The organism is Campylobacter lari, assembly GCF_004357905.1.
In the GTDB taxonomy this organism is placed as follows: domain Bacteria; phylum Campylobacterota; class Campylobacteria; order Campylobacterales; family Campylobacteraceae; genus Campylobacter_D; species Campylobacter_D lari_D.
Window position 1 is genome coordinate 74,083 of sequence record NZ_SMTT01000006.1, and the last position, 18,543, is coordinate 92,625.

22 protein-coding genes are annotated in these 18,543 nt (G+C 30.6%); 7 read left to right on the top strand and 15 right to left on the bottom strand.

The genetic code is table 11. From position 1 onward, the window contains the following. Positions 1-15 precede the first annotated feature (15 nt). From rimP to E2O22_RS05800, 9 genes are all read right to left on the bottom strand, one after another. Positions 16-438 carry a ribosome maturation factor RimP gene (rimP, locus tag E2O22_RS05760; RefSeq protein WP_133319638.1) on the bottom strand — a complete coding sequence of 141 codons (423 nt, stop codon included), beginning with the start codon at positions 436-438 and terminating at the stop codon, positions 16-18. Next, positions 428-790, bottom strand: a complete 363-nt coding sequence (rbfA, locus tag E2O22_RS05765) for a 30S ribosome-binding factor RbfA (protein WP_039617407.1) — start codon at positions 788-790, stop codon at positions 428-430. The genes rimP and rbfA overlap by 11 nt, the downstream gene beginning before the upstream one ends. Beyond that, entirely contained in the window at positions 787-3,420 is a 2,634-nt protein-coding gene (gene infB / locus E2O22_RS05770; protein WP_133319639.1) for a translation initiation factor IF-2, read from the bottom strand. The genes rbfA and infB overlap by 4 nt, the downstream gene beginning before the upstream one ends. Beyond that, positions 3,401-3,667, bottom strand: a complete 267-nt coding sequence (locus E2O22_RS05775) for a DUF448 domain-containing protein (RefSeq protein ID WP_133319640.1) — start codon at positions 3,665-3,667, stop codon at positions 3,401-3,403. The genes infB and E2O22_RS05775 overlap by 20 nt, the downstream gene beginning before the upstream one ends. Before the next feature lie 24 nt (positions 3,668-3,691). Further along, positions 3,692-4,570, bottom strand: a complete 879-nt coding sequence (thrB, locus tag E2O22_RS05780) for a homoserine kinase (RefSeq protein ID WP_133319641.1) — start codon at positions 4,568-4,570, stop codon at positions 3,692-3,694. Positions 4,571-4,578: 8 nt separating this feature from the next. Next, entirely contained in the window at positions 4,579-4,986 is a 408-nt protein-coding gene (locus E2O22_RS05785) for a tRNA threonylcarbamoyladenosine biosynthesis protein TsaB (protein ID WP_165955275.1), read from the bottom strand. Between the two features lie 41 nt (positions 4,987-5,027). Continuing rightward, entirely contained in the window at positions 5,028-5,912 is an 885-nt protein-coding gene (gene lpxC / locus E2O22_RS05790; protein WP_133319643.1) for a UDP-3-O-acyl-N-acetylglucosamine deacetylase, read from the bottom strand. Positions 5,913-5,914: 2 nt separating this feature from the next. Next, positions 5,915-7,294 (bottom strand): peptidoglycan metallopeptidase Pgp6, encoded by a 1,380-nt coding sequence (gene pgp6 / locus E2O22_RS05795; RefSeq protein ID WP_133319644.1) that lies wholly within the window; start codon positions 7,292-7,294, stop codon positions 5,915-5,917. A 76-nt stretch (positions 7,295-7,370) separates the two neighbouring features. Continuing rightward, positions 7,371-8,198, bottom strand: coding sequence for a prephenate dehydrogenase (locus tag E2O22_RS05800; protein WP_133319645.1), 828 nt, complete (start codon positions 8,196-8,198; stop codon positions 7,371-7,373). A 77-nt stretch (positions 8,199-8,275) separates the two neighbouring features. Between E2O22_RS05800 and bamA the strand changes: the two genes are divergently transcribed. The 7 genes from bamA to E2O22_RS05835 all read left to right on the top strand — a co-directional run bounded on the left by bamA (position 8,276) and on the right by E2O22_RS05835 (position 14,493). Further along, positions 8,276-10,492 carry an outer membrane protein assembly factor BamA gene (bamA, locus tag E2O22_RS05805; protein ID WP_133319646.1) on the top strand — a complete coding sequence of 739 codons (2,217 nt, stop codon included), beginning with the start codon at positions 8,276-8,278 and terminating at the stop codon, positions 10,490-10,492. 50 nt (positions 10,493-10,542) lie between these two features. After that, complete coding sequence (accD, locus tag E2O22_RS05810) at positions 10,543-11,385, top strand: acetyl-CoA carboxylase, carboxyltransferase subunit beta (protein WP_133319647.1); 843 nt, start codon at positions 10,543-10,545, stop codon at positions 11,383-11,385. Positions 11,386-11,387: 2 nt separating this feature from the next. Further along, positions 11,388-11,843: a 23S rRNA (pseudouridine(1915)-N(3))-methyltransferase RlmH gene (locus E2O22_RS05815; protein WP_133319648.1), complete on the top strand. Its 456-nt coding sequence runs from the start codon at positions 11,388-11,390 to the stop codon at positions 11,841-11,843. Between the two features lie 8 nt (positions 11,844-11,851). Next, on the top strand, positions 11,852-12,208 hold the full coding sequence (gene dksA / locus E2O22_RS05820) for an RNA polymerase-binding protein DksA (protein WP_133319649.1): 357 nt from the start codon (positions 11,852-11,854) through the stop codon (positions 12,206-12,208). Next, the gene (locus E2O22_RS05825) at positions 12,205-13,188 is read left to right on the top strand and encodes a hypothetical protein (RefSeq protein WP_133319650.1); all 984 of its coding nucleotides are present in this window, start codon (positions 12,205-12,207) and stop codon (positions 13,186-13,188) included. The genes dksA and E2O22_RS05825 overlap by 4 nt, the downstream gene beginning before the upstream one ends. Beyond that, entirely contained in the window at positions 13,185-14,111 is a 927-nt protein-coding gene (locus E2O22_RS05830) for a tRNA dihydrouridine synthase (RefSeq protein WP_133319651.1), read from the top strand. Before E2O22_RS05825 ends, E2O22_RS05830 begins: the two co-directional genes overlap by 4 nt. 61 nt (positions 14,112-14,172) lie before the next feature. Beyond that, a complete protein-coding gene (locus E2O22_RS05835) occupies positions 14,173-14,493 on the top strand; it encodes a hypothetical protein (RefSeq protein WP_133319652.1) in 321 nt (106 codons plus the stop codon). On the opposite strand, the gene recO is transcribed toward E2O22_RS05835, so the two are convergent. Genes recO through E2O22_RS05865 form a run of 6 tightly spaced genes read right to left on the bottom strand, consistent with a single transcriptional unit; the run spans position 14,477 to position 18,542 of the window. Continuing rightward, positions 14,477-15,091 carry a recombination protein RecO gene (recO, locus tag E2O22_RS05840; protein WP_133319653.1) on the bottom strand — a complete coding sequence of 205 codons (615 nt, stop codon included), beginning with the start codon at positions 15,089-15,091 and terminating at the stop codon, positions 14,477-14,479. The two genes, E2O22_RS05835 and recO, sit on opposite strands and share 17 nt — an antisense overlap. Beyond that, positions 15,092-15,604: a cysteine hydrolase family protein gene (locus E2O22_RS05845; RefSeq protein WP_133319654.1), complete on the bottom strand. Its 513-nt coding sequence runs from the start codon at positions 15,602-15,604 to the stop codon at positions 15,092-15,094. It abuts the gene before it with no gap. Next, on the bottom strand, positions 15,597-16,358 hold the full coding sequence (locus E2O22_RS05850) for a PP-loop family protein (protein ID WP_133319655.1): 762 nt from the start codon (positions 16,356-16,358) through the stop codon (positions 15,597-15,599). Before E2O22_RS05850 ends, E2O22_RS05845 begins: the two co-directional genes overlap by 8 nt. Then, entirely contained in the window at positions 16,355-17,041 is a 687-nt protein-coding gene (locus E2O22_RS05855) for a 5'-methylthioadenosine/adenosylhomocysteine nucleosidase (protein WP_133319656.1), read from the bottom strand. Before E2O22_RS05855 ends, E2O22_RS05850 begins: the two co-directional genes overlap by 4 nt. Beyond that, positions 17,038-17,958, bottom strand: a complete 921-nt coding sequence (gene fabD / locus E2O22_RS05860; protein WP_133319657.1) for an ACP S-malonyltransferase — start codon at positions 17,956-17,958, stop codon at positions 17,038-17,040. The genes E2O22_RS05855 and fabD overlap by 4 nt, the downstream gene beginning before the upstream one ends. Next, positions 17,958-18,542 (bottom strand): FKBP-type peptidyl-prolyl cis-trans isomerase, encoded by a 585-nt coding sequence (locus tag E2O22_RS05865; protein WP_133319658.1) that lies wholly within the window; start codon positions 18,540-18,542, stop codon positions 17,958-17,960. Before E2O22_RS05865 ends, fabD begins: the two co-directional genes overlap by 1 nt. Between the last annotated feature and the right edge of the window lies 1 nt (position 18,543).

The following is an 18,543-nucleotide window of genomic DNA, read 5'->3' on the forward strand; positions in this document are numbered from 1 at the left end:
TAGATTTCTAAATTTTTACCATTGTATGAAAGTTTTAGCTTTTCTTATGTCGCTAAAATTTAAAGTAGTTTTTTCTTGAGTTTCTAAATTTTCTAAAGTGATATTTTCATCATCTACGGCGATAATTTTTGCTTCGATTTTTTCTTTTTCACTAGTTGTGATTTTTACAAGTTCGTTAATGCTTTTTGCAAAATGCTCAATTTTGCTAAGTTTTCTCTCAAGCCCACAGCTTGATACTTCTAAAAAATACTCCCCGCCCACAGGTGGCTCTACATCAAAAATAGGCGATAAAATCTCACTAAGCTTAGCACAATCATCAAGATTTACCCCGCCTTCTTTTTGCACATAAATTCTATAAATCTTTCTACCATTTTCACTTACTAGCTCATCATCATAAAAGCTAAGCCCTGCTTCTTTACAAAGTGCTTCAAGATTCATTTTGTTCCTTTTTGATTTTTTCAAATAAAGCATCCATATGATTTTGATACTCTAATCTATCATCAAATTTAAAGTGAAAATTCGGACATCTATACCACCCTTGCTCACTCATGCAATAATTTTGCAAAGCACGGGCGGCTTTTTTGAGTTGATTGAGTATGATTTCTTGCTCTTGGGTATTAAAAAACATTTTATCTAAATACACAAAAGCATCGTATCTGCCTTTTTTACACTCTACATCCACTACGCACAAATTTTTTAAAGCTTCGTTGTCTAAATTTGCTAAAGCTTCTGGTATAAGTTCTTTTAAAATGCTTTCTGTGCGTAGCTTTTTGATTTCGGCTGGGTTCATAGGCTTACTTGTTCCTCAACTTCTTTATAACTTTCTATATAATCCCCCACTCTCATATCATTACAACCTTCTATGCCTACACCGCATTCATAGCCTTTTGCAACTTCTCTTACATCATCTTTAAAGCGTTTAAGCGAGCTTACATTACCTTCAAATACCACAACCCCATCTCTAATAAGCCTGATTTTCGCACCACGATTGATCGTGCCTTCTGTCACCATACAACCTGCGATTTGTCCTAGTTTTGGCACACTGATCACTTGGCGAATTTCAGCTTGACCAAGTTGTTCTTCAGAGATGATAGGACTCATCATACCACCTAGTAAGGCTTTTACATCATCAAGCAAGTTATAAATAACATTATAAGTTTTTATCTCTACGCCTTTATCTTTGGCACGCTCTTTGATCTCACCAGTTGGGCGTATATTAAAGCCTAAAACGATAGAGTTTTCACTCGCACTTGCAAGCTCTATATCGCTTTGAGTAATCCCACCTACCCCACTATGGATAATATTAACCTTGATCTCATCGTTTTTAAGTTTTTCTAAACTAGCCTTAATCGCTTCAAGTGAACCTTGCACATCTGCTTTTAAGATCACAGGAAGGGCTTTTAAATTGCCTTCTTTGATTTTTGCACCAAGCTCATCTATGCTTACTTTAGTGGATTTGCTTAGTTCTTTTTGGCGGTTGTATTCATGGCGTTTATTAGCATATTCTCTTGCTTGCTTATCACTATCTACAGCTATTAGAGTTTCTCCTGCATCGGCTACTTCACTAAGACCTATGATCACCCCGCACTCACCTGGACCTATTTCTTTTAAAGCTTTGCCTTGATCATCACTCATAGCACGCACTTTACCATAAGCTTCCCCTGCTACGACTGTATTTCCTACTCTTAAAGTACCATTTTGCACGATGATAGTAGCCACAGGACCTCTACCTTTTTGCACTGAAGATTCTATAATACTTGCTTTAGCATGGGCTTTTGGATTTGCTTTAAGCTCTAAAATATCAGCTTGTAATAATACAATTTCAAGTAAATCCTCTACACCATCACCTTTTTTAGCTGAAACTGGCACAAATTCATGGCTTCCGCCCCATTCTACTGGCATGATGTCCATTTCTGCTAGTTGGGTTTTTACCATGTCAGGATTTGCGTTTTCTTTATCCATTTTATTAATAGCAATGATAATAGGTACATTGGCTGCTTTTGCATGATTGATCGCCTCTTTAGTTTGTGGTTTTACCCCATCATCTGCAGCTACTACGATAATAACAATATCAGTTATACTAGCTCCCCTTGCACGCATAGCAGTAAATGCCTCATGGCCTGGAGTATCGATAAAAGTGATTTTTCTACCATTTTTTTCCACCATATAAGCGCCAACATGCTGAGTGATCCCACCTGCTTCGCCACTTGCAATGCGTGATTTTCTTATATAATCAAGCAAAGAAGTCTTACCATGATCCACATGCCCCATGATAGTGATAACCGGAGCTCTTTGGCTTAAATTTTCTTCTGTTTGGTTTTCATCATAATCTTTTACATAATCAAACTCATCAGCCTCATCAATGATATTAATCTCCACACCAAATTCAGCTGCAAGAATTTCTATAGCATCCTCATCTAAAAAGTCATTTTTAGTCGTCATCATACCAAGCATGAAAAGTTTAGAGATAACTTCTCCGGTGTTTTTACCAAGTTTTTCAGCAAATTCATACACACGAATTTCTTTAGGTATACTTACACTTGTGATCACTTCGCTTTCTTTTTTCTCTACTTTTTTAGGTGGTTTTTTACGACTTCTTCTTTGTATACCACCCTCGCCAAATGGATTGATAGAATTATTTAAAGATTGCTTTAAGATATTTGGTTGTTTTTTGTTTGCTGGTTGTGCTGGTTTGTTTTCTTTTACACTAAAATCAGGTAAAACTACCATATCATCATCTTCTAAAGAAATATCAGCAAAGTCTTTATCTCCTAAAAGATCCATTTTAGTAGTGCTTTCTTTTTTACTTGCTACAGGATGATTTTTCTTTTCTTTTTTCTTTCTTTTTAAATTCTCATCTGAATTTGAAAAAATCATACTAAGGCTCAAGCCTTGAGTATTTTGCATATTAGATTTTTCTTCATTGTTTATTTGGTTTTCTTTGCTTTCTTCTTTTTTCTTTTTAACGATAACTAAACCTCTTCTTTTAGCTAAATTTAAATTAGAGCCTAGTTTTTCATCGAATTTAATTTCTTCTTTTTTTTCTTCTAATGCTTCATTTTTAATAGGATTTTCAGGTTGCTTTTCTTCTTTTTTACTTTCTTCTTTCTTTTCATTTGTTGTTTTAACAGGAGTTTTTGTTTCTTTTTTAGTAGTTTTTTTCTCTTCTTTTTTGCTTTCTTCTTTTTTAGTAGTAGTTTTTTTAGTCGCACTTTCTTTTTTAGGCTTTGCCACTTTTTTTACCACATCTAGTATTTCACCTGATTGTACATATTGATAAATCGCTTCTGCGATTTCAGAAGATACTTTTTTGTTAGGGGATTTTATATCCTCTAAGCCTATTTCATTGGCTTTTTCTATAATTTCTTTACTAGTATATCCTAACTCTTGAGCGATTTCGCTAATCTTTACATCTGTCATTAAAAAATATCTCCTTTAAATCCTGCTGATTTATACTGCCATAAAAATTGCCTTTGCAAGCTCTCATAAAAGCCTTTTGCAATGTTTTTTCATCTTTTTCAAAACATGGATTACAAATATATAAACTCCTACCAAATTCCACTTTAGTGATAATTTGAGAATTTTTTATTTGAAATTGATGCAAACTTTGCTTTTCATAACGACCTTTGCAAACAATGCACATTCTAATGGGTATATGGTTTTTCAAAATTATATCTTTTTTTTGGAATTTTTAGCAAATTTTAAAGCCCTCATCGTCAAATTCTAAAAGCTCAACTCTAAATTTAGCAAATTTATTTTTGATTTTTTCTTTGATTTGTTTAGCATCATCTTTATAAGCTAGAGTGAAAAAACTCGAACCTGAGCCTGAAAGCGTGCTCATGAGAGCATTATTATCTAAAGCTAATTTTTGTACTTCAAAAAGCTCAGGTAAAAGTTTCATTCTTTGATTTTGATGAAGTTTATCTAAACTTGCATATTTTAATAAATCATATTTTTTCTCTAAAAAGCAAGCAGTTAAAAATGAAGCATGACAAAGATTAAAAACAGCATCTTCTAGATTAATTTTTTTAGCTAAAACTGTTCTTGATTTTTGAGTATTCATCGCTACATTTGGTATAGTTATAACAGCTTGTAAGTCTTTATCTACTTCTTTTTTTATAGCTAAGACTTTTTGATTGTGATTTAATGCACACACAAAACCTCCAAGAGCTGCTGGAGCTATGTTATCTGGATGATTTTCATATTTTAAAGCTTCATTTAAAATGATATTTTTATCTGCTTTAAATCCGCTTAATTCATAAGCACAAGCAATAGCTCCAATTATTACAGCAGAGGAACTTCCCATACCTCTTGCTAAAGGGATATTATTTTGAAAAACAAAACGAAAATTATCTTTTTTACCACTAAGTCTTTGATAAATTTCATAAAAAATATTAACAAAAGTATTATTTTTTTTAAGATAGATATTATTTTCACCTTCTCCATGTATGTTAATACTAAAAAATTTAGATTTTTCAACTATAGTTTGATTAAAATGTTTCAAACTCAAGCCCAAACAATCAAAACCAGGACCTAAATTTGCACTTGTCGCAGGAACTAAAATTTTCATTTTTTACCTTAATTAATTGCATCTAAAACATAAAAAGGTGTATTTTCTTTGCTTAAATTTAAACCTTTTAAACTTTGAGGCATAAAAAAACTTCCTGCTTGTGTCTTCTCTAAAATAATTTCGCCATTGTCTTTTTTTACAAAACATAAATGTTTGTTTGCAGATATAGGAGTGTTGTTATTTAACTCAAAAGCACTGATTGCTTTTAAAGGAATGTTTTTGACTATGGCTAATGTCTCAAAAGAAACATAAGAAATTTTTATACCCATGTAAGAACCTGGCCCATGTACATAAATAAGCTTTTCAAACTCATATTGTGAAAGTAATTCTTGCAATATTTTTGGTAAAACCTCGCTAACTTTTAAATCACTTTCAATGGTATTTAACAATAAATCATTTTCATAAATACCAAGCATTAAAGGTTTTGCTATGGCATTTAAAAGCAAAGTAACCTTTTTTATGCAAAAACCTTTTCATAAACCTTATGTGTGCTTTTTTCTAAGCTTACTACCTCATATGTACTAGGATCTTTTAAAAGTTCTTTAGTTAAAAGATGATTAAGCTTGTGTGAACCTGCATAAGAAGTATAATCTCCAAAAACTCTACATCCAAGCAAGGTTAAATCCCCAATAGCGTCTAAAATTTTATGACGCACAAATTCATCCTTAAAGCGCAAACCTTCAGGGTTTAAAATACGATTATCATCAATCACAACAGCATTTTCTAGGCTTCCACCAAGACCTAAATTCATAGCTCTTAAAGCTTGAACATCTTTTAAAAATCCAAAAGTTCTTGCTCTTGCTATTTGCTCTATGTAGTTTTGTTTGCTAAATTCAAAACAATAATTTTGTTTGCCTATAATAGGATTATCAAATTCGATTGTATAGTTTATAATAGGCATATCCGTAGGACTTAAACGCACAAATTTATTGCCTTCTTTTACTTCTACACTTTTTTTAATCACTAAAATTTTTTTTGCCGCATCAAGCTCTTTTATACCTGCTTCTTCAAGCATCATACAAAAACCTATACTGCTACCATCCATTACAGGAGCTTCGTTTGCGTCTAAAACTATACACACATTATCAATACCATAAGCATTAATCGCACTCATTAAATGTTCTATAGTAGAAACATAACCCCTATGATCGCCTATTACAGTAGCCATTTGTGTATCGATGACATTTTCAGGCTTTGCTTCATAAGAAATTCCCAAATCACTTCTATAAAACACTATACCACTACCAGCTTCTAATGGCTCTAATTTTATACTAATAGGCTCACCCTTGTGCAAACCTATGCCAACACCTTTAACTTCTTTTGCTATTGTTGTTTGATTCATTTTTATTCACTCAAAATTCTTTTTTTGCTTGATTCTAATACATTATAGATATTTTCTTTTATCCATTTTGCATCTTGCCATTGCTCAGGACGCACTTCAACACCTTGCACCAAAACACCAAAATGCACATGATCTCCAAGCGCTAAGCCTGTAGTGCCTGTAGTTCCTATAACATCACCTGCTCTAACTCTATCACCCACATTTACATCCACATTAGTGCAATGTCCATAAAGAGTATAAATCCCAAAACCATGATAAATAATAATATTTAGTCCATAAATTCCATTTTCTTGTACAAATACCACTTCACCATCGTTATTGCTAATGATAGGCGCTTCTTTTACGCTTGCTAAATCAAGTCCCATATGATAAGAACTACTAAATGCTTGATTATTATAAGAATAAAATCTATGGTCAGCATAATCAGCTACTTTTTGGCCATTTTTTAAAGGCTTGAAAAGATTGACTTTAAAATTATTAATCATAGTATCAGGAACTTTACTCGTAATATCATGAATGATAACTTCATTAGAAGCTCTTAAGTCCTCATTAACAAATTTAAATTTTTCAAGCCTGCTTAACTCTCTATCTTTTGGAGCATATTTTTGTGCTAAAAATTCAATCTTTCCATCTAAAAATCTATCACTTACTTTTATATTTGATACACGGTATTTTTTATTGGTAAAATAATATCTAATTCTTTGCTTGTTTACATTACCTGCTTTATCCACTGCCACCACATAAGCTCTAAAATGCTCATCAGTTGCCTCCCAAGGAATCAAAGCAGCATAATATCCTTCTTTCACATAAGGAGTTGCTTTAAAAATTTTATCTTTATCAGTTGTGATATAAACTTCTTGTAAATTCTCATCACTTGCTTTAAATACCACACTACCTACTCCACCTTGTTCGATTTGATAAGAATTGTCTAAAATTTCTACAAATGGTTTTTTGGTATCAATGATAACTTTCACTTCTTTAAGCGCTTGATTTCCTAAAAAGAAATTCCAAAAACTACTATCACTTGCTTCTATTACAAGCTTATAAGAATCAACATTTTCTTTATAAGCTGGTTTTGGTAGTTTTAAATCAAAATGGACACTTTTTTTATTACCTTTAACATGTTCATTAACAAGCATTTCACCATTTAATTCATTTGCTTTAAATAGTGTGACTTTAACATCTTTTAAAACGCTTTCATCGCTTATTTCTATAGATATAGGATCTGTTAAATTGCTATAAATAATATCTGATTTTGTTTGGATTAATGGAGGATTTTTTTCAAACAGCTTTGTATTTAACACAAAAACCCCAAAGGCTAAAAGTATTAAAAAAACTAGAAAAACCCATTTTTTATTTGATCTTTTACGCGTAAAAACCATATTCTCCACTTTCATTGTATAATTTTTGTAAAAATATATTATGCTTTAGCAAATTAAGAGTAAATTATAAAAAATTTTACAAAATTTCTCTTAACTTATTTGCACTTTTAATCCAAGCTTCAAGTTCATTTATATCACATTTTTCTATCATTTTTTTACACTCTTGTAATTCTTTTTGAAATAAATCAATAGAATTTAATAAATTTTGTTTGTTTTGTTCAAAAATACCACTCCACATTTGAGGGTTTGATTTTGCAATTCTACACATATCTTTAAAAGAAGGACCTCCTAGATGGGCTATATTTTTTTTATTTTCTTCTTTCATCACAAAATTTGCCAAAGAAAAACTAATCACATGCGGTAAGTGTGAAATGATAGAAGCATGATGATCATGTGAAATACTATCCATAAATACAAGCTTCATTCCTAAATCTGAAAAAATTTCTATAGCCCTTTTTTGATGGATATGATCAGCATTTTGCACATCGCACAAAACACAAACTGCATTTTTATACAAGTCTTTTATAGCTGCATTTGGACCACTATTTTCAGTTCCTGCCATAGGATGAGCCGCGATAAATTGACTTTGTAAATCAGATGGTAAATTTTTAATAATTTCTTCTTTTGTACTTCCAAGCTCAATGATAGTGCAATCTTTAGAAATATCTTGAAATTCTTTTAAAATTTTTACAATAGCTCTTACAGGGATAGCTAAAAAAATCACATCACATTTTTTTAACTCTTCAAACGAAACAATTTTATCTATTAATTTTCGCTCTAGCGCGATTTGTTCAAATTCTTTGTTTATATCATATCCGCAAACTAAATCTATTAATTTATTCTCTCTTAAGCTAAGGCCCAAAGATCCACCTATTAAGCCAAGTCCGATTATACCTACTTTCATAAATTTTCCTTAAAAAGCATTAGTTAAAAATATTTTGGTATTATAACGATTTTGTATATAAAAATTTAGGTAAAATGATGAAAAAATGGTTTGTTTTCTTTGCACTCTCAAGTTCTTTATGTGCAGCTACGATTAAAGATATAAAATTTGAAGGCTTATCGCAACTTTCTAAAGAAAGTGCTATTGCGATTTCTAAATTAAAAATAGGACAAAAAATCGATCCTGCTAGTATAGACATAGCGATTAAAAATCTTTTTGATAGAAATTATTTCAAAGATATAGTAGTAGAAGAAAAAAATGGGGTGCTAATTTTTAAAGTAATAGAAAAACCTTCCATTGGAAAAATAGACATTCAAGGTATAGCAAGTAATGATAGAAAACAAATAGAAAGTCTTGTTGGTTTAAAACCTGGAATTTTATATGATGAAAATTCAGCTAAAGACGCAGCTGAAAAAATCAAACTTTTTTATCAAGCCAAAGGTTTTTATGATACTGTTGTAGAAATCAAAGATGAAAAATTAAGTAATTCAAGCTCATTAAAACTTACTTTTGTTGTAAATCGTGGGGAAAATATCATCATAGAAAAAGTTCATTTAAGTGGTGCAAAAAATTTAAGTTATTCAGATATTGAACCTGCGGTAGCAAATAAACAAAGAGAAGCTCTAGGTTGGATGTGGGGCTTTAACGATGGTAAGCTTAAAATCTTTGATCTTGCAAATGATAGCTCAAGAATTTCAGATGTATATTTAAAAGAAGGTTATCTTGATGTGAGCGTATCTCCTGCTTTTTTAAATACTTATACAGATACTTATCAAGCTGATTTAACTTATTTTATCAACGAGGGTGAGGTTTATAAAGTTAAAGGGATTAAAATTTTTAATCCTATTTTTAGTGATGAAGAAAATGAAGCTTTAGTAAATGATTTAAAATTAAGTGTTGGGAAAATAGTTAATATAGAAAAACTAAGAGAAGATATAAAAACTATAGAAACAAAGACAGCTGATTTGGGTTATGCTTTTGTACAGGTTATACCTGATATACAAAAAGATAAAGAAAACCATGAAGCTATGATTATTTTTAAAGTCATACCTAATGAAAAAGTATATGTTAGAAATGTTGAAATTTCAGGTAATACTAAAACAGTTGATAGGGTTATTCGTAGAGAGCTTTATCTAACCGAAGGCAATCTTTACAATAGAACTGATTTAATAGACTCAAGAAATGCTCTAAGAAGAACTGCATATTTTGAAAATGTAGATATTAAAGAACAAAGAGTAGATGATACACATATTGATTTGATAGTAGAAGTCAAAGAAGCTTCAACTGGAGCTATTTCAGGTGGTATTGGTTATGGAACTAGTGATGGAATTTTACTTAGTGCTTCATTATCTGATGCAAATATCTTAGGCTCTGGCATGAAAGGAAGTGTAAGTATAGACAAAGGCGATGATACACTTTCAGGTAGAATATCTTTAAGAAATCCTAGAGTAAATGATAGTGATTATTCTCTTGGAGGATCATTATATTCAGATCGTTTAGAATGGGATAGTTATGATGAGAGAAACTATGGTTTTGATATAAGTGTTGGTAAAACTTTGGGAAGATATACAAGCATAGATTTAACTTACAATCTTGAGCAAAGTGATATTTATCATTTGAGTGATCGCTTAATCGCTCAAGGATATAAACTTGGTAAAACTTACAAAAGCTCTATCACTCCTTCAATAGTATTTAACAATACAGATGATTATTATCTACCAAGATCAGGTTTTATCGCTTCAACCTCACTTGAATATGCAGGCTTAGGTGGAGATCAAGAATTTATAAGCTCTACTACTAAATTTAATTATTATCAAGGCTTAGAAGAATTTATAGGTTGGGATTTGATTTATCGCTATAAAGCAAGTTTTTATAAGGTATGGGATCAAGGTTATTTACCTATCAATGAAAAATTATACCTTGGAGGCATAGGAACTATTAGAGGTTTTGATAGAAGAAGCGTGAGTCCTAAAAACGAATGGGGTGATGAAACAGGTGGTACAGTGGCTTTTGCAAATTCTGTAGAGCTTAGCTTTCCAATCTTTGATAGAATCAAACTAAGAGGAAGTGTATTTTTTGACTATGGTGCCATAGGAGAAAGTTCTTTAAGTCAAATTCAAAGATGGAGCACAGGTATTGGCTTTGAGTGGCTAACCCCACTAGGTGCTTTAAATTTAGTTTTTGCTAAACCATTTAACACTAATTCAAAAGACGACTTAAGCAAATTCGAGTTTATGTTGGGTGCAAGATTTTAAAAATACTAAAATCTTGCTATAATTTTGAAATTTTATTTTAGGTAGAGATAATGAATTTTTTAGATATTTTTTCTAGTATAAGACGCAAACAAGCCGCTCCAAGCGAAGCTCCAAATCACTGGGTAAAATGTAATTCTTGTCATGCGTTAATGTATTATAAAGAAATAGAAACTTGTTATAATGTTTGTCCTAAATGTAATTTTCATATGAGATTAAATCCTTTAAAACGCATCGAGCTACTTAGTGATGAAGATACTTTTGTAGAAATGGATAAAGATTTACATGCGATTGATCCGCTTAAATTTGTTGATAGTAAATCATATAAAAAAAGATTAGCAGAAAATGAAGAAAAAACAGGGAGAAAAAGCGCTATAATAAGCGGCGAGTGCAATATAGATGGCATTAAAACTCAATTAGTTGTTTTTGATTTTTCTTTCATGGGTGGAAGTTTGGGCTCAGTAGAAGGTGAAAAAATTCTTAGAGCTATTGAAAGAGCAATTGAGAGAAAAACTCCTGTTGTTATAGTGAGCGCAAGCGGTGGAGCTAGAATGCAAGAAAGCACTTATTCTTTAATGCAAATGAGCAAAACAAGTGCAGCATTAAAGCTATTAGCAGAAGAAAAGCTTCCCTATATTTCTGTCTTAACTGATCCAACTATGGGTGGAGTGAGCGCATCGTTTGCTTGGCTTGGAGATATCATTATGGCTGAACCTGGTGCCCTAGTAGGCTTTGCAGGAGCTAGAGTTATCAAACAAACTATAGGTGCTGATTTACCAGAAGGCTTTCAAAAGGCCGAATTTTTACTTGAACATGGATTAATTGATGCAATTGTAGAAAGAAATGAACATAAAAAATTTATAGCAGATTTTTTAAGATTTTTTTCTAAAAATTAAAAATGCATATTAATCTTTTAAGCATTCAAAAAAACAATAATAATGAATTTAGTAAAATAGATGAGCACTACACCAAGCTCATCAAAAAATTTTGCAATTTTAATGATATTTGTATTTTTAACAATAAAATTAATTTAGCACAAAATACCAATACCATAGAAGCAAAAAAATCTTATACAAACGCGCTAAATCCTTATAAAAAAGGTTTTTGCATAGCTTTAGATGAAAAGGGTAAAGAGCTTACAAGTATAGAATTTGCTAAATTATTACAAGATAAAAATGAAATTTCTTTTTTTATAGGCGGTGCTTATGGCCTTGAAAAAGAATTCATCGCACAAATGCATACAAGCATAGCTCTTAGCAAAATGACTTTAGTGCATAAATTTGCTAAAACTATGCTTTTAGAACAAATTTATCGTGCATTTTGCATTAATACAAATCATCCATACCACAAATAGGAGCATTTATGCAAGAGTTAAATCTTGAGGAATTTAAAAATATATTACTTCAAAGACAAAAAGAAATTTTACAAGAACTTCAAGGTAATATAGACAATATCCATGATCTGCAAGATAGTGAACCAAGAGATGAAGTTGATTTACAACAAATTGACAACAGCTCACATATTGACTTAAAAATCAACGAAAATTTAAAAACAGAATTAGAAGAAATTAAACATTCATTAAGCAAAATAGATAACAATACTTATGGAATTTGTGAGTATTGTGATGAAGATATACATCCTGAAAGACTCAAAGTAAAACCTCACGCAAAATATTGTATAAATTGTCGTGAAAACTTAGAAAAAAGGAAAGAATTATGAAAGTAAAATTATTTTTCTTTGCAAGTTTAGTTTATCTTTTAATCGTAGCAGTCTTAGTTTATAATCTAAATTTGGGAAATTACACTTTCACAATTTCTACTTTTGAGCTAAATTTACCTATCAGCTTATGGGTAATTTTACCTGCATTTATTTTGATGGTTTTAGCTTTATTGCATATGAGTTTTTATGGCTTTTTAAAACATTTACAATACAAAAATCTTATTAAAGACAGCAAAAATTATGAAAATTTTTTAATTGATGTATTTTTGAAAAAAATAAGCAAAATTAAATTTAAAACTCAAGAATTTCAAGATATAGCCAAAAACACTCAAGCTCTTTATTTTAAAGAAAAAAATCAAAATACAAAAATAGATGATATTATAAATATTTTAGAGCAGTTAGACAAAAAGGAATTTGTGGAATTAAAAAAATACAAACTCGATCCACATAATGAAATTTTCATTTTAAATGAAAAAAATCATTTCCAAAAAGATAGCGACTATGCTTTTTCTTTTATTAAAAATAAAGAAACTCTGACAAATGAATTAGAAAATTTTGCTTATAAAATGGTATTAGATAATGCACCTTATAGCCAAATTAAAACACTAAAAATACAAAAAAATCAAGATGATATTTTATTACTTTTGGATAGATTTGAAAAAGAAAATTTGGAATTAAATCATGCTGAAATCGAAGTTTTGCTTAGCATGAATACCTTAGATGATAAGTCATATTTACAATGCACAAAAATACTTTGTAAAAAAATAGAGCCTCAAATATTAATTGCTTTATTTAAAAAGTTAAAAGATAGCCATTCTCAAGCTTTAAGAGCTTATCTTTATACTTTAGCAGAATTTGGTATGTATGATGAATTGCTTAATGAATTAGGAAATGATCAAAACGAACATAAGGATTTTAGACTCTTACTCTTTTTAAGAGAACATAATAAAAAAATAGAACTTGAAAAATTTATACAATGATAGATTTTAGTAAAAAACCTTTGTTTTTAGCTCCTATGGCAGGTTTTTCAGACTTGCCTTTGAGAAATTTAGTTAAACAATTTGGGGCTGATGTAACAATTAGTGAGATGATAAGTTCTAATGCTTTAGTGTATGAAAGCTCAAAAACTCTTAAAATGTTGGAAAAAGCTGAACTTGAGAATCCTTATATAGTTCAAATTGCAGGCTCGGATGAAAGTGTGATTCAAAGGGCGGTAGAAATATTAAATCGTTTTGATTTTATAGATGGGATTGATTTTAATTGCGGCTGTCCTGTAAGTAAAGTTATAAAACAATGTGCAGGTAGTGCTCTTTTGCAAGATCTTGATAAATTGCAAAGAATTTTAGAACTTATCAAAAAAACAAGCAATAAAAAGCTAACTAGTGTCAAAGTAAGATTAGGGTTTGAAAAAAAAGATCCTATTATCATTGCTAAAGCATGTGAAAATGCTGGGGTAGATTTTATCAGTATGCATGGTCGCACTAGAAAACAAATGTATAGCGGAAATTCTGATTATGAAGCTATAGCTTTAGCTAAAGAAAATATCAAAATTCCTTTAGTTGCAAATGGCGATATTAGCACAGAAAATGCTAAAGAAGTTTTTAAAATAACAAATTGTGATGCATTGATGATAGGGCGTGCAAGCATAGGAAAACCTTGGATATTTCACGAGGTAAAAACTGGTAAAAAAATCGATAAAACTTTAAAAAACAAAATCATCTTTACGCATTTTGAAGAAATGCTAAAACATTATAAAGAACAAGGTATAAGCATATTTAGAAAGCACTTACATGAATATTCTAAAGGCTATGAAGATGCTTCAAATTTTAGAGATTGTGTTAATCGCATTAATGATGCAGAAATTATGCGAAAATATATGCAAGAATTTTTCAATAAGGAATGATTTTTGCTTGTAAAATTCTAAGCAATATGAATGAAGAGATACCATAAAACAAGGAAGGTTCATGGCAGCTCATATCAATTCAAAAGGGATTTACAAAGCATTAGGTGGCATTAGAACAAGTGCAAATAATCTAGCAGCACATGCTTCAAAGCTTAACAATCATAGTTTAAATTTCGAGCAAGTTTTACAACAAACACAACCAAAATGTATAAGCACTTGCTTACAAAGCTCCCAAAAACAACTTGGAAATTTGCTTGAAGATATTAAAAATAGTAAGGAAGCTATTATAAAAAATACACATATTGATAGTGCAAATATCATCGCAAAATTAAGACAAGAGGCTATTATGATGTATGATATTACTCTTAAAAACCCTCTTTAATGATTTTATATAAATTATCAATATATTCATCGCTAAAATGCGATGAATTAAAATTTTCATAAAACCTCACAAGATCTTTAGCTTTAAACTCATAGCCAAAAGCACATTTTTTATGCGCAGGCAAAAAAGCCCTTATCAATACAACATCTTCTTTTATACACTCATCACATAAAAAGCAAATAAAATCCTTATGCAAGCGTCCTTCAAAGCTTAGAATCTTTAAATAAGCATCCACAATCACACGCTTGCAATCTTGTTTTTCAAAACGCTTAGCACAATCTTCTAAAAGCTCAAAATAAAAACTATCAATCTCCTCAACATCTTTTAAATGCCAATAAAAAAGCCTGATAAATTCTTGCCAAAAAAACATTTTTTCTCTATCTAAAACCCAAGAAAATCCAATATGTAAAACATCTTTTAAGCGCGGTAAAAATCTAGAACTTTCTTCAAGTTCAAAATCAATCTTATATCCATTTAGAATATTAGAATGTCTCATTCCGTAAAATCTATAACTTTTAATAACTTTTTTGGCACTTAAAAGATAAACAATCAAATCCTCATCTTTTACGCTCTGAGTGTGCAAAATAAAGCCTTGCATCTATAAAAGCTCTATGCCATAAGCTTGTAAAATTTCATAAGCACTATTTTCTAAAGATTCATTAAAACTTGCAGTAGCGTTTTTATGTAAAATAATTTTAGAATTAGGCGTGGCGCTTTGAGCTAAAATAATATTACTAAATACACAAATATGCGAAACCAAACCACAAAATTCTATACTTTCATAATGATTTTGTTTTAAAAAATTAGCCAATTCTAAACTACCAAAAGCATTCTTATAAAAGATTTTTTTTGCATTTTTTAAATACACATTAAAATCACTTGGCATTTGCCAACCAAAAGTATCTTTAATACAATGATAAATAGGCAGTTTTTTTCCTTCTTGGGTTTTTAAATAATTCTCATCATGCGTATCAAAAGTAAAAACAACATCACCTTGATGATTTTTTAAAAGAGTAAGAATATTATCTTTTATCTTGGTAGCTTTTTCAAAACCTAAGCTACCATCGATAAAATCATTTTGATAATCAACTATAATTAAAAGTTTAGTCATTATCCTTAACCATGAAAAAACTATCCGTGTGGATATTTTCAAATGCAGTTTTTACGCTCGTAAATAATTTTGGATTTTCTTTTTCTAAATTTGCTAAAAGCTGTTTAGCTTCTTCTCTAGCATGAGGAAATTTTACATTTTTTTCACTTAATTTCATACCAGGACAAAATTCATTACCAATTACTTCTAATTCATTATTAATAGCATTTTCTCTTAATTGTCTTTCTCTTACAAAAATCAAAGGACGGATGACTTCTATACCTCTTTTACTTTTATATTTTGGCGCTAAACTTCTAAGAGCACCATTATAAATGAAATTCATAAAAAAACTCTCTACTGCATCATCTAAATGATGAGCTATGGCTAATTTATTAAAACCATTTTCTAAGGCGTAAGTATATAAAGCACCACGTCTCATTCTTGAAAAATAGCTACAAAAGCTTGAATTTTTTCTAATGGTATCACCTGAAATTTCATAAATATTAGAATCAATAACCTCATGGTCAATACCATGTTCTTTGCAGTGATTATGAAGTTTGGTGTAATCTTCACCCATGCCATAACTTAAAGTTACTGCTTTAAGTTCAAATTTAAAAGGTGCATGTGCTTGCATACGCTTTAAAAGATGAGCTAGAGCTAGAGAGTCTTTCCCACCACTAAGTCCTAATAAAACTTTATCATTATCTCCTATTAAGGAAAACTTAGCATTTGCTTTTGCAACTTCTCTGATTAGTCTTTTGCTAAGATTTATCATAATTTCTCACAAATTTTTAAAACAAAATTAGCTGAAATTTTAGCGGATTTTTCTACAAACTCATCAAAGTCAAATTCAGCTTTTTCACCTGCCTTATCACTCATTGATCTTAAAACCAAACATGGAATTTTTAAAGCATCACATACCAAAGCCACACTAGCTCCTTCCATTTCACAAGCATCTGCATTAAAAATTTCTCTAATTTTTGCTTTTTTATTCTCATCACAAATAAATTCATCACCCGTAGCGATAATACCTGATTGTAATTTAACACCAAGTTCTTTAGCAACCTCTATGGCAAGATTATTAAGCTTATCGTCTGTTTTTATAAAAATTTCATTACCAGGAACATAACCAAGCGGATGTCCAAAAGCTGTAATATCTAAATCATATTGAGCTAATTTTGTAGCATAGATTAAATCCCCTATTTCCAAACTAGGATTAAAAGCACCAGCCACTCCTGTAAAAAGCATAAGTTCAGCTTTAAATTTTTCTATCATAATAGTCGCGCTAAGAGTGGAATTTACTTTCCCTATCTTAGAATAAGCGATGATTAATTCATGATTTTTGTATTTTGCAATATAATAAGTATTATTTGCATATTCAATTGTTTGATATTCTTTTAATGTTTCGAGTAAAGGAGTAACCTCTTCGGGCATAGCTCCTAAAATAGCTATTTTCATTTAATCACCTTTAGAATTTCATCAATATCTTCTATTTTACTTAAAGCATAAGTTTCTTTTTGAGTGATTTTTTTATTTAAGCCCTTTAACACGCTCGCACCAAATTCTATATAAAAATCCACTTCATTGTCTATTGTTTTAATGCTTTGTTTATAAAGAACAGGCTTTATAAGTTGTTCGCTTAAAAGTGTTAAAGCTTGAGTTTTATCACTATATATTTTTGCATTTACATTTGAAACTACACTTTTAAAATCATCTTTTAACACAAGCTCTAGTTCTTTTGTAAGTTTTAAAGACGCATTTTTTAATAATGGACAATGGCTTGCAACACTCATATTCAAAAGCATAGCTCTTTTGGCTCCTGCATTCTTAAACTCACTCTCATAAGAAGCCAAATCAGGCTTTAAACCCGCTACTACAATCTGTCCTTCACAATTATAATTAGCTGCAAAAATACTTTTTTGCTCACTTAATGCCTTTTGACAAAGTTCTTCTACTGCTTTATCTTCAAGTCCTAAAACCACCATCATACCAGCTTCGATTTTAGAGCAATCCTCCTGCATAAATTGGCCACGCTTGTTAACAAGTGCTATAACATCTAAAAAGTCAAATGCACCTTGAGTCGCTAAAGCACTAAATTCTCCTAGTGAATGGCCTAAACTATACTTAGCTTCTATACTAGCTTGCTCTTTTAAAGCTTCATAAGCCATTAGTGAGTTTAACACTATGGCCATTTGTGTAAATTCACTTTTATTTAAATTTTCATTTTCCTTAAAAAGCAAATTTTTAAAATCAATTTTACAATAATCACTTGCACAATCTAATAATTCTCTTGCTTTAAGTGAATTCTCATAAAAACTAAGCCCCATACCAACACTTTGAGAACCTTGGCCTGGGAAAATAAATGCACTATTCATTAGTGTCCACCGCAGCAACCGCCACCACCATGTCCGTGGCCACCACAACATCCACCACCACCATGTCCGTGATGATGATCATGATGATGTCCTCCACCACCACATCCACAACTTCTGCTACCTGCAATAATTCCTGTTAAAATTTCATCTTCACTTGCAGCTCTAACATCTACAATATTAATTGAAAATAACAAATCTTTTCCTGCGTAAGCATGATTATAATCAATAGTAACTTCATTCTCAGTAATTTCTCTAACAATTACTCTTACTGTATTACCATCTTCGCCTTCGCCAAAAAGCTCCATACCAATTTGCAAATCAATCCCTGCAAATTGTTCTTTTGGTAAAGTTTGCAATGCATTTGCATCATATTCACCCAAAGCATTTTCTTTTTTTATCACAATATCAGCATTACATGGGGCATCAAGTTTTTGAATTTCCTCTTCTAGTCCTTCTAAAATTTGACCCTTACCTAAAATAAAAGAAATAGGTTCAGCATAAATATTTGATTCTAAAACTTCATTTGTGTTTGCATCTTTTAACTCATAAAACATTGAAACTACACTATTTTTTTCTATAGCCATT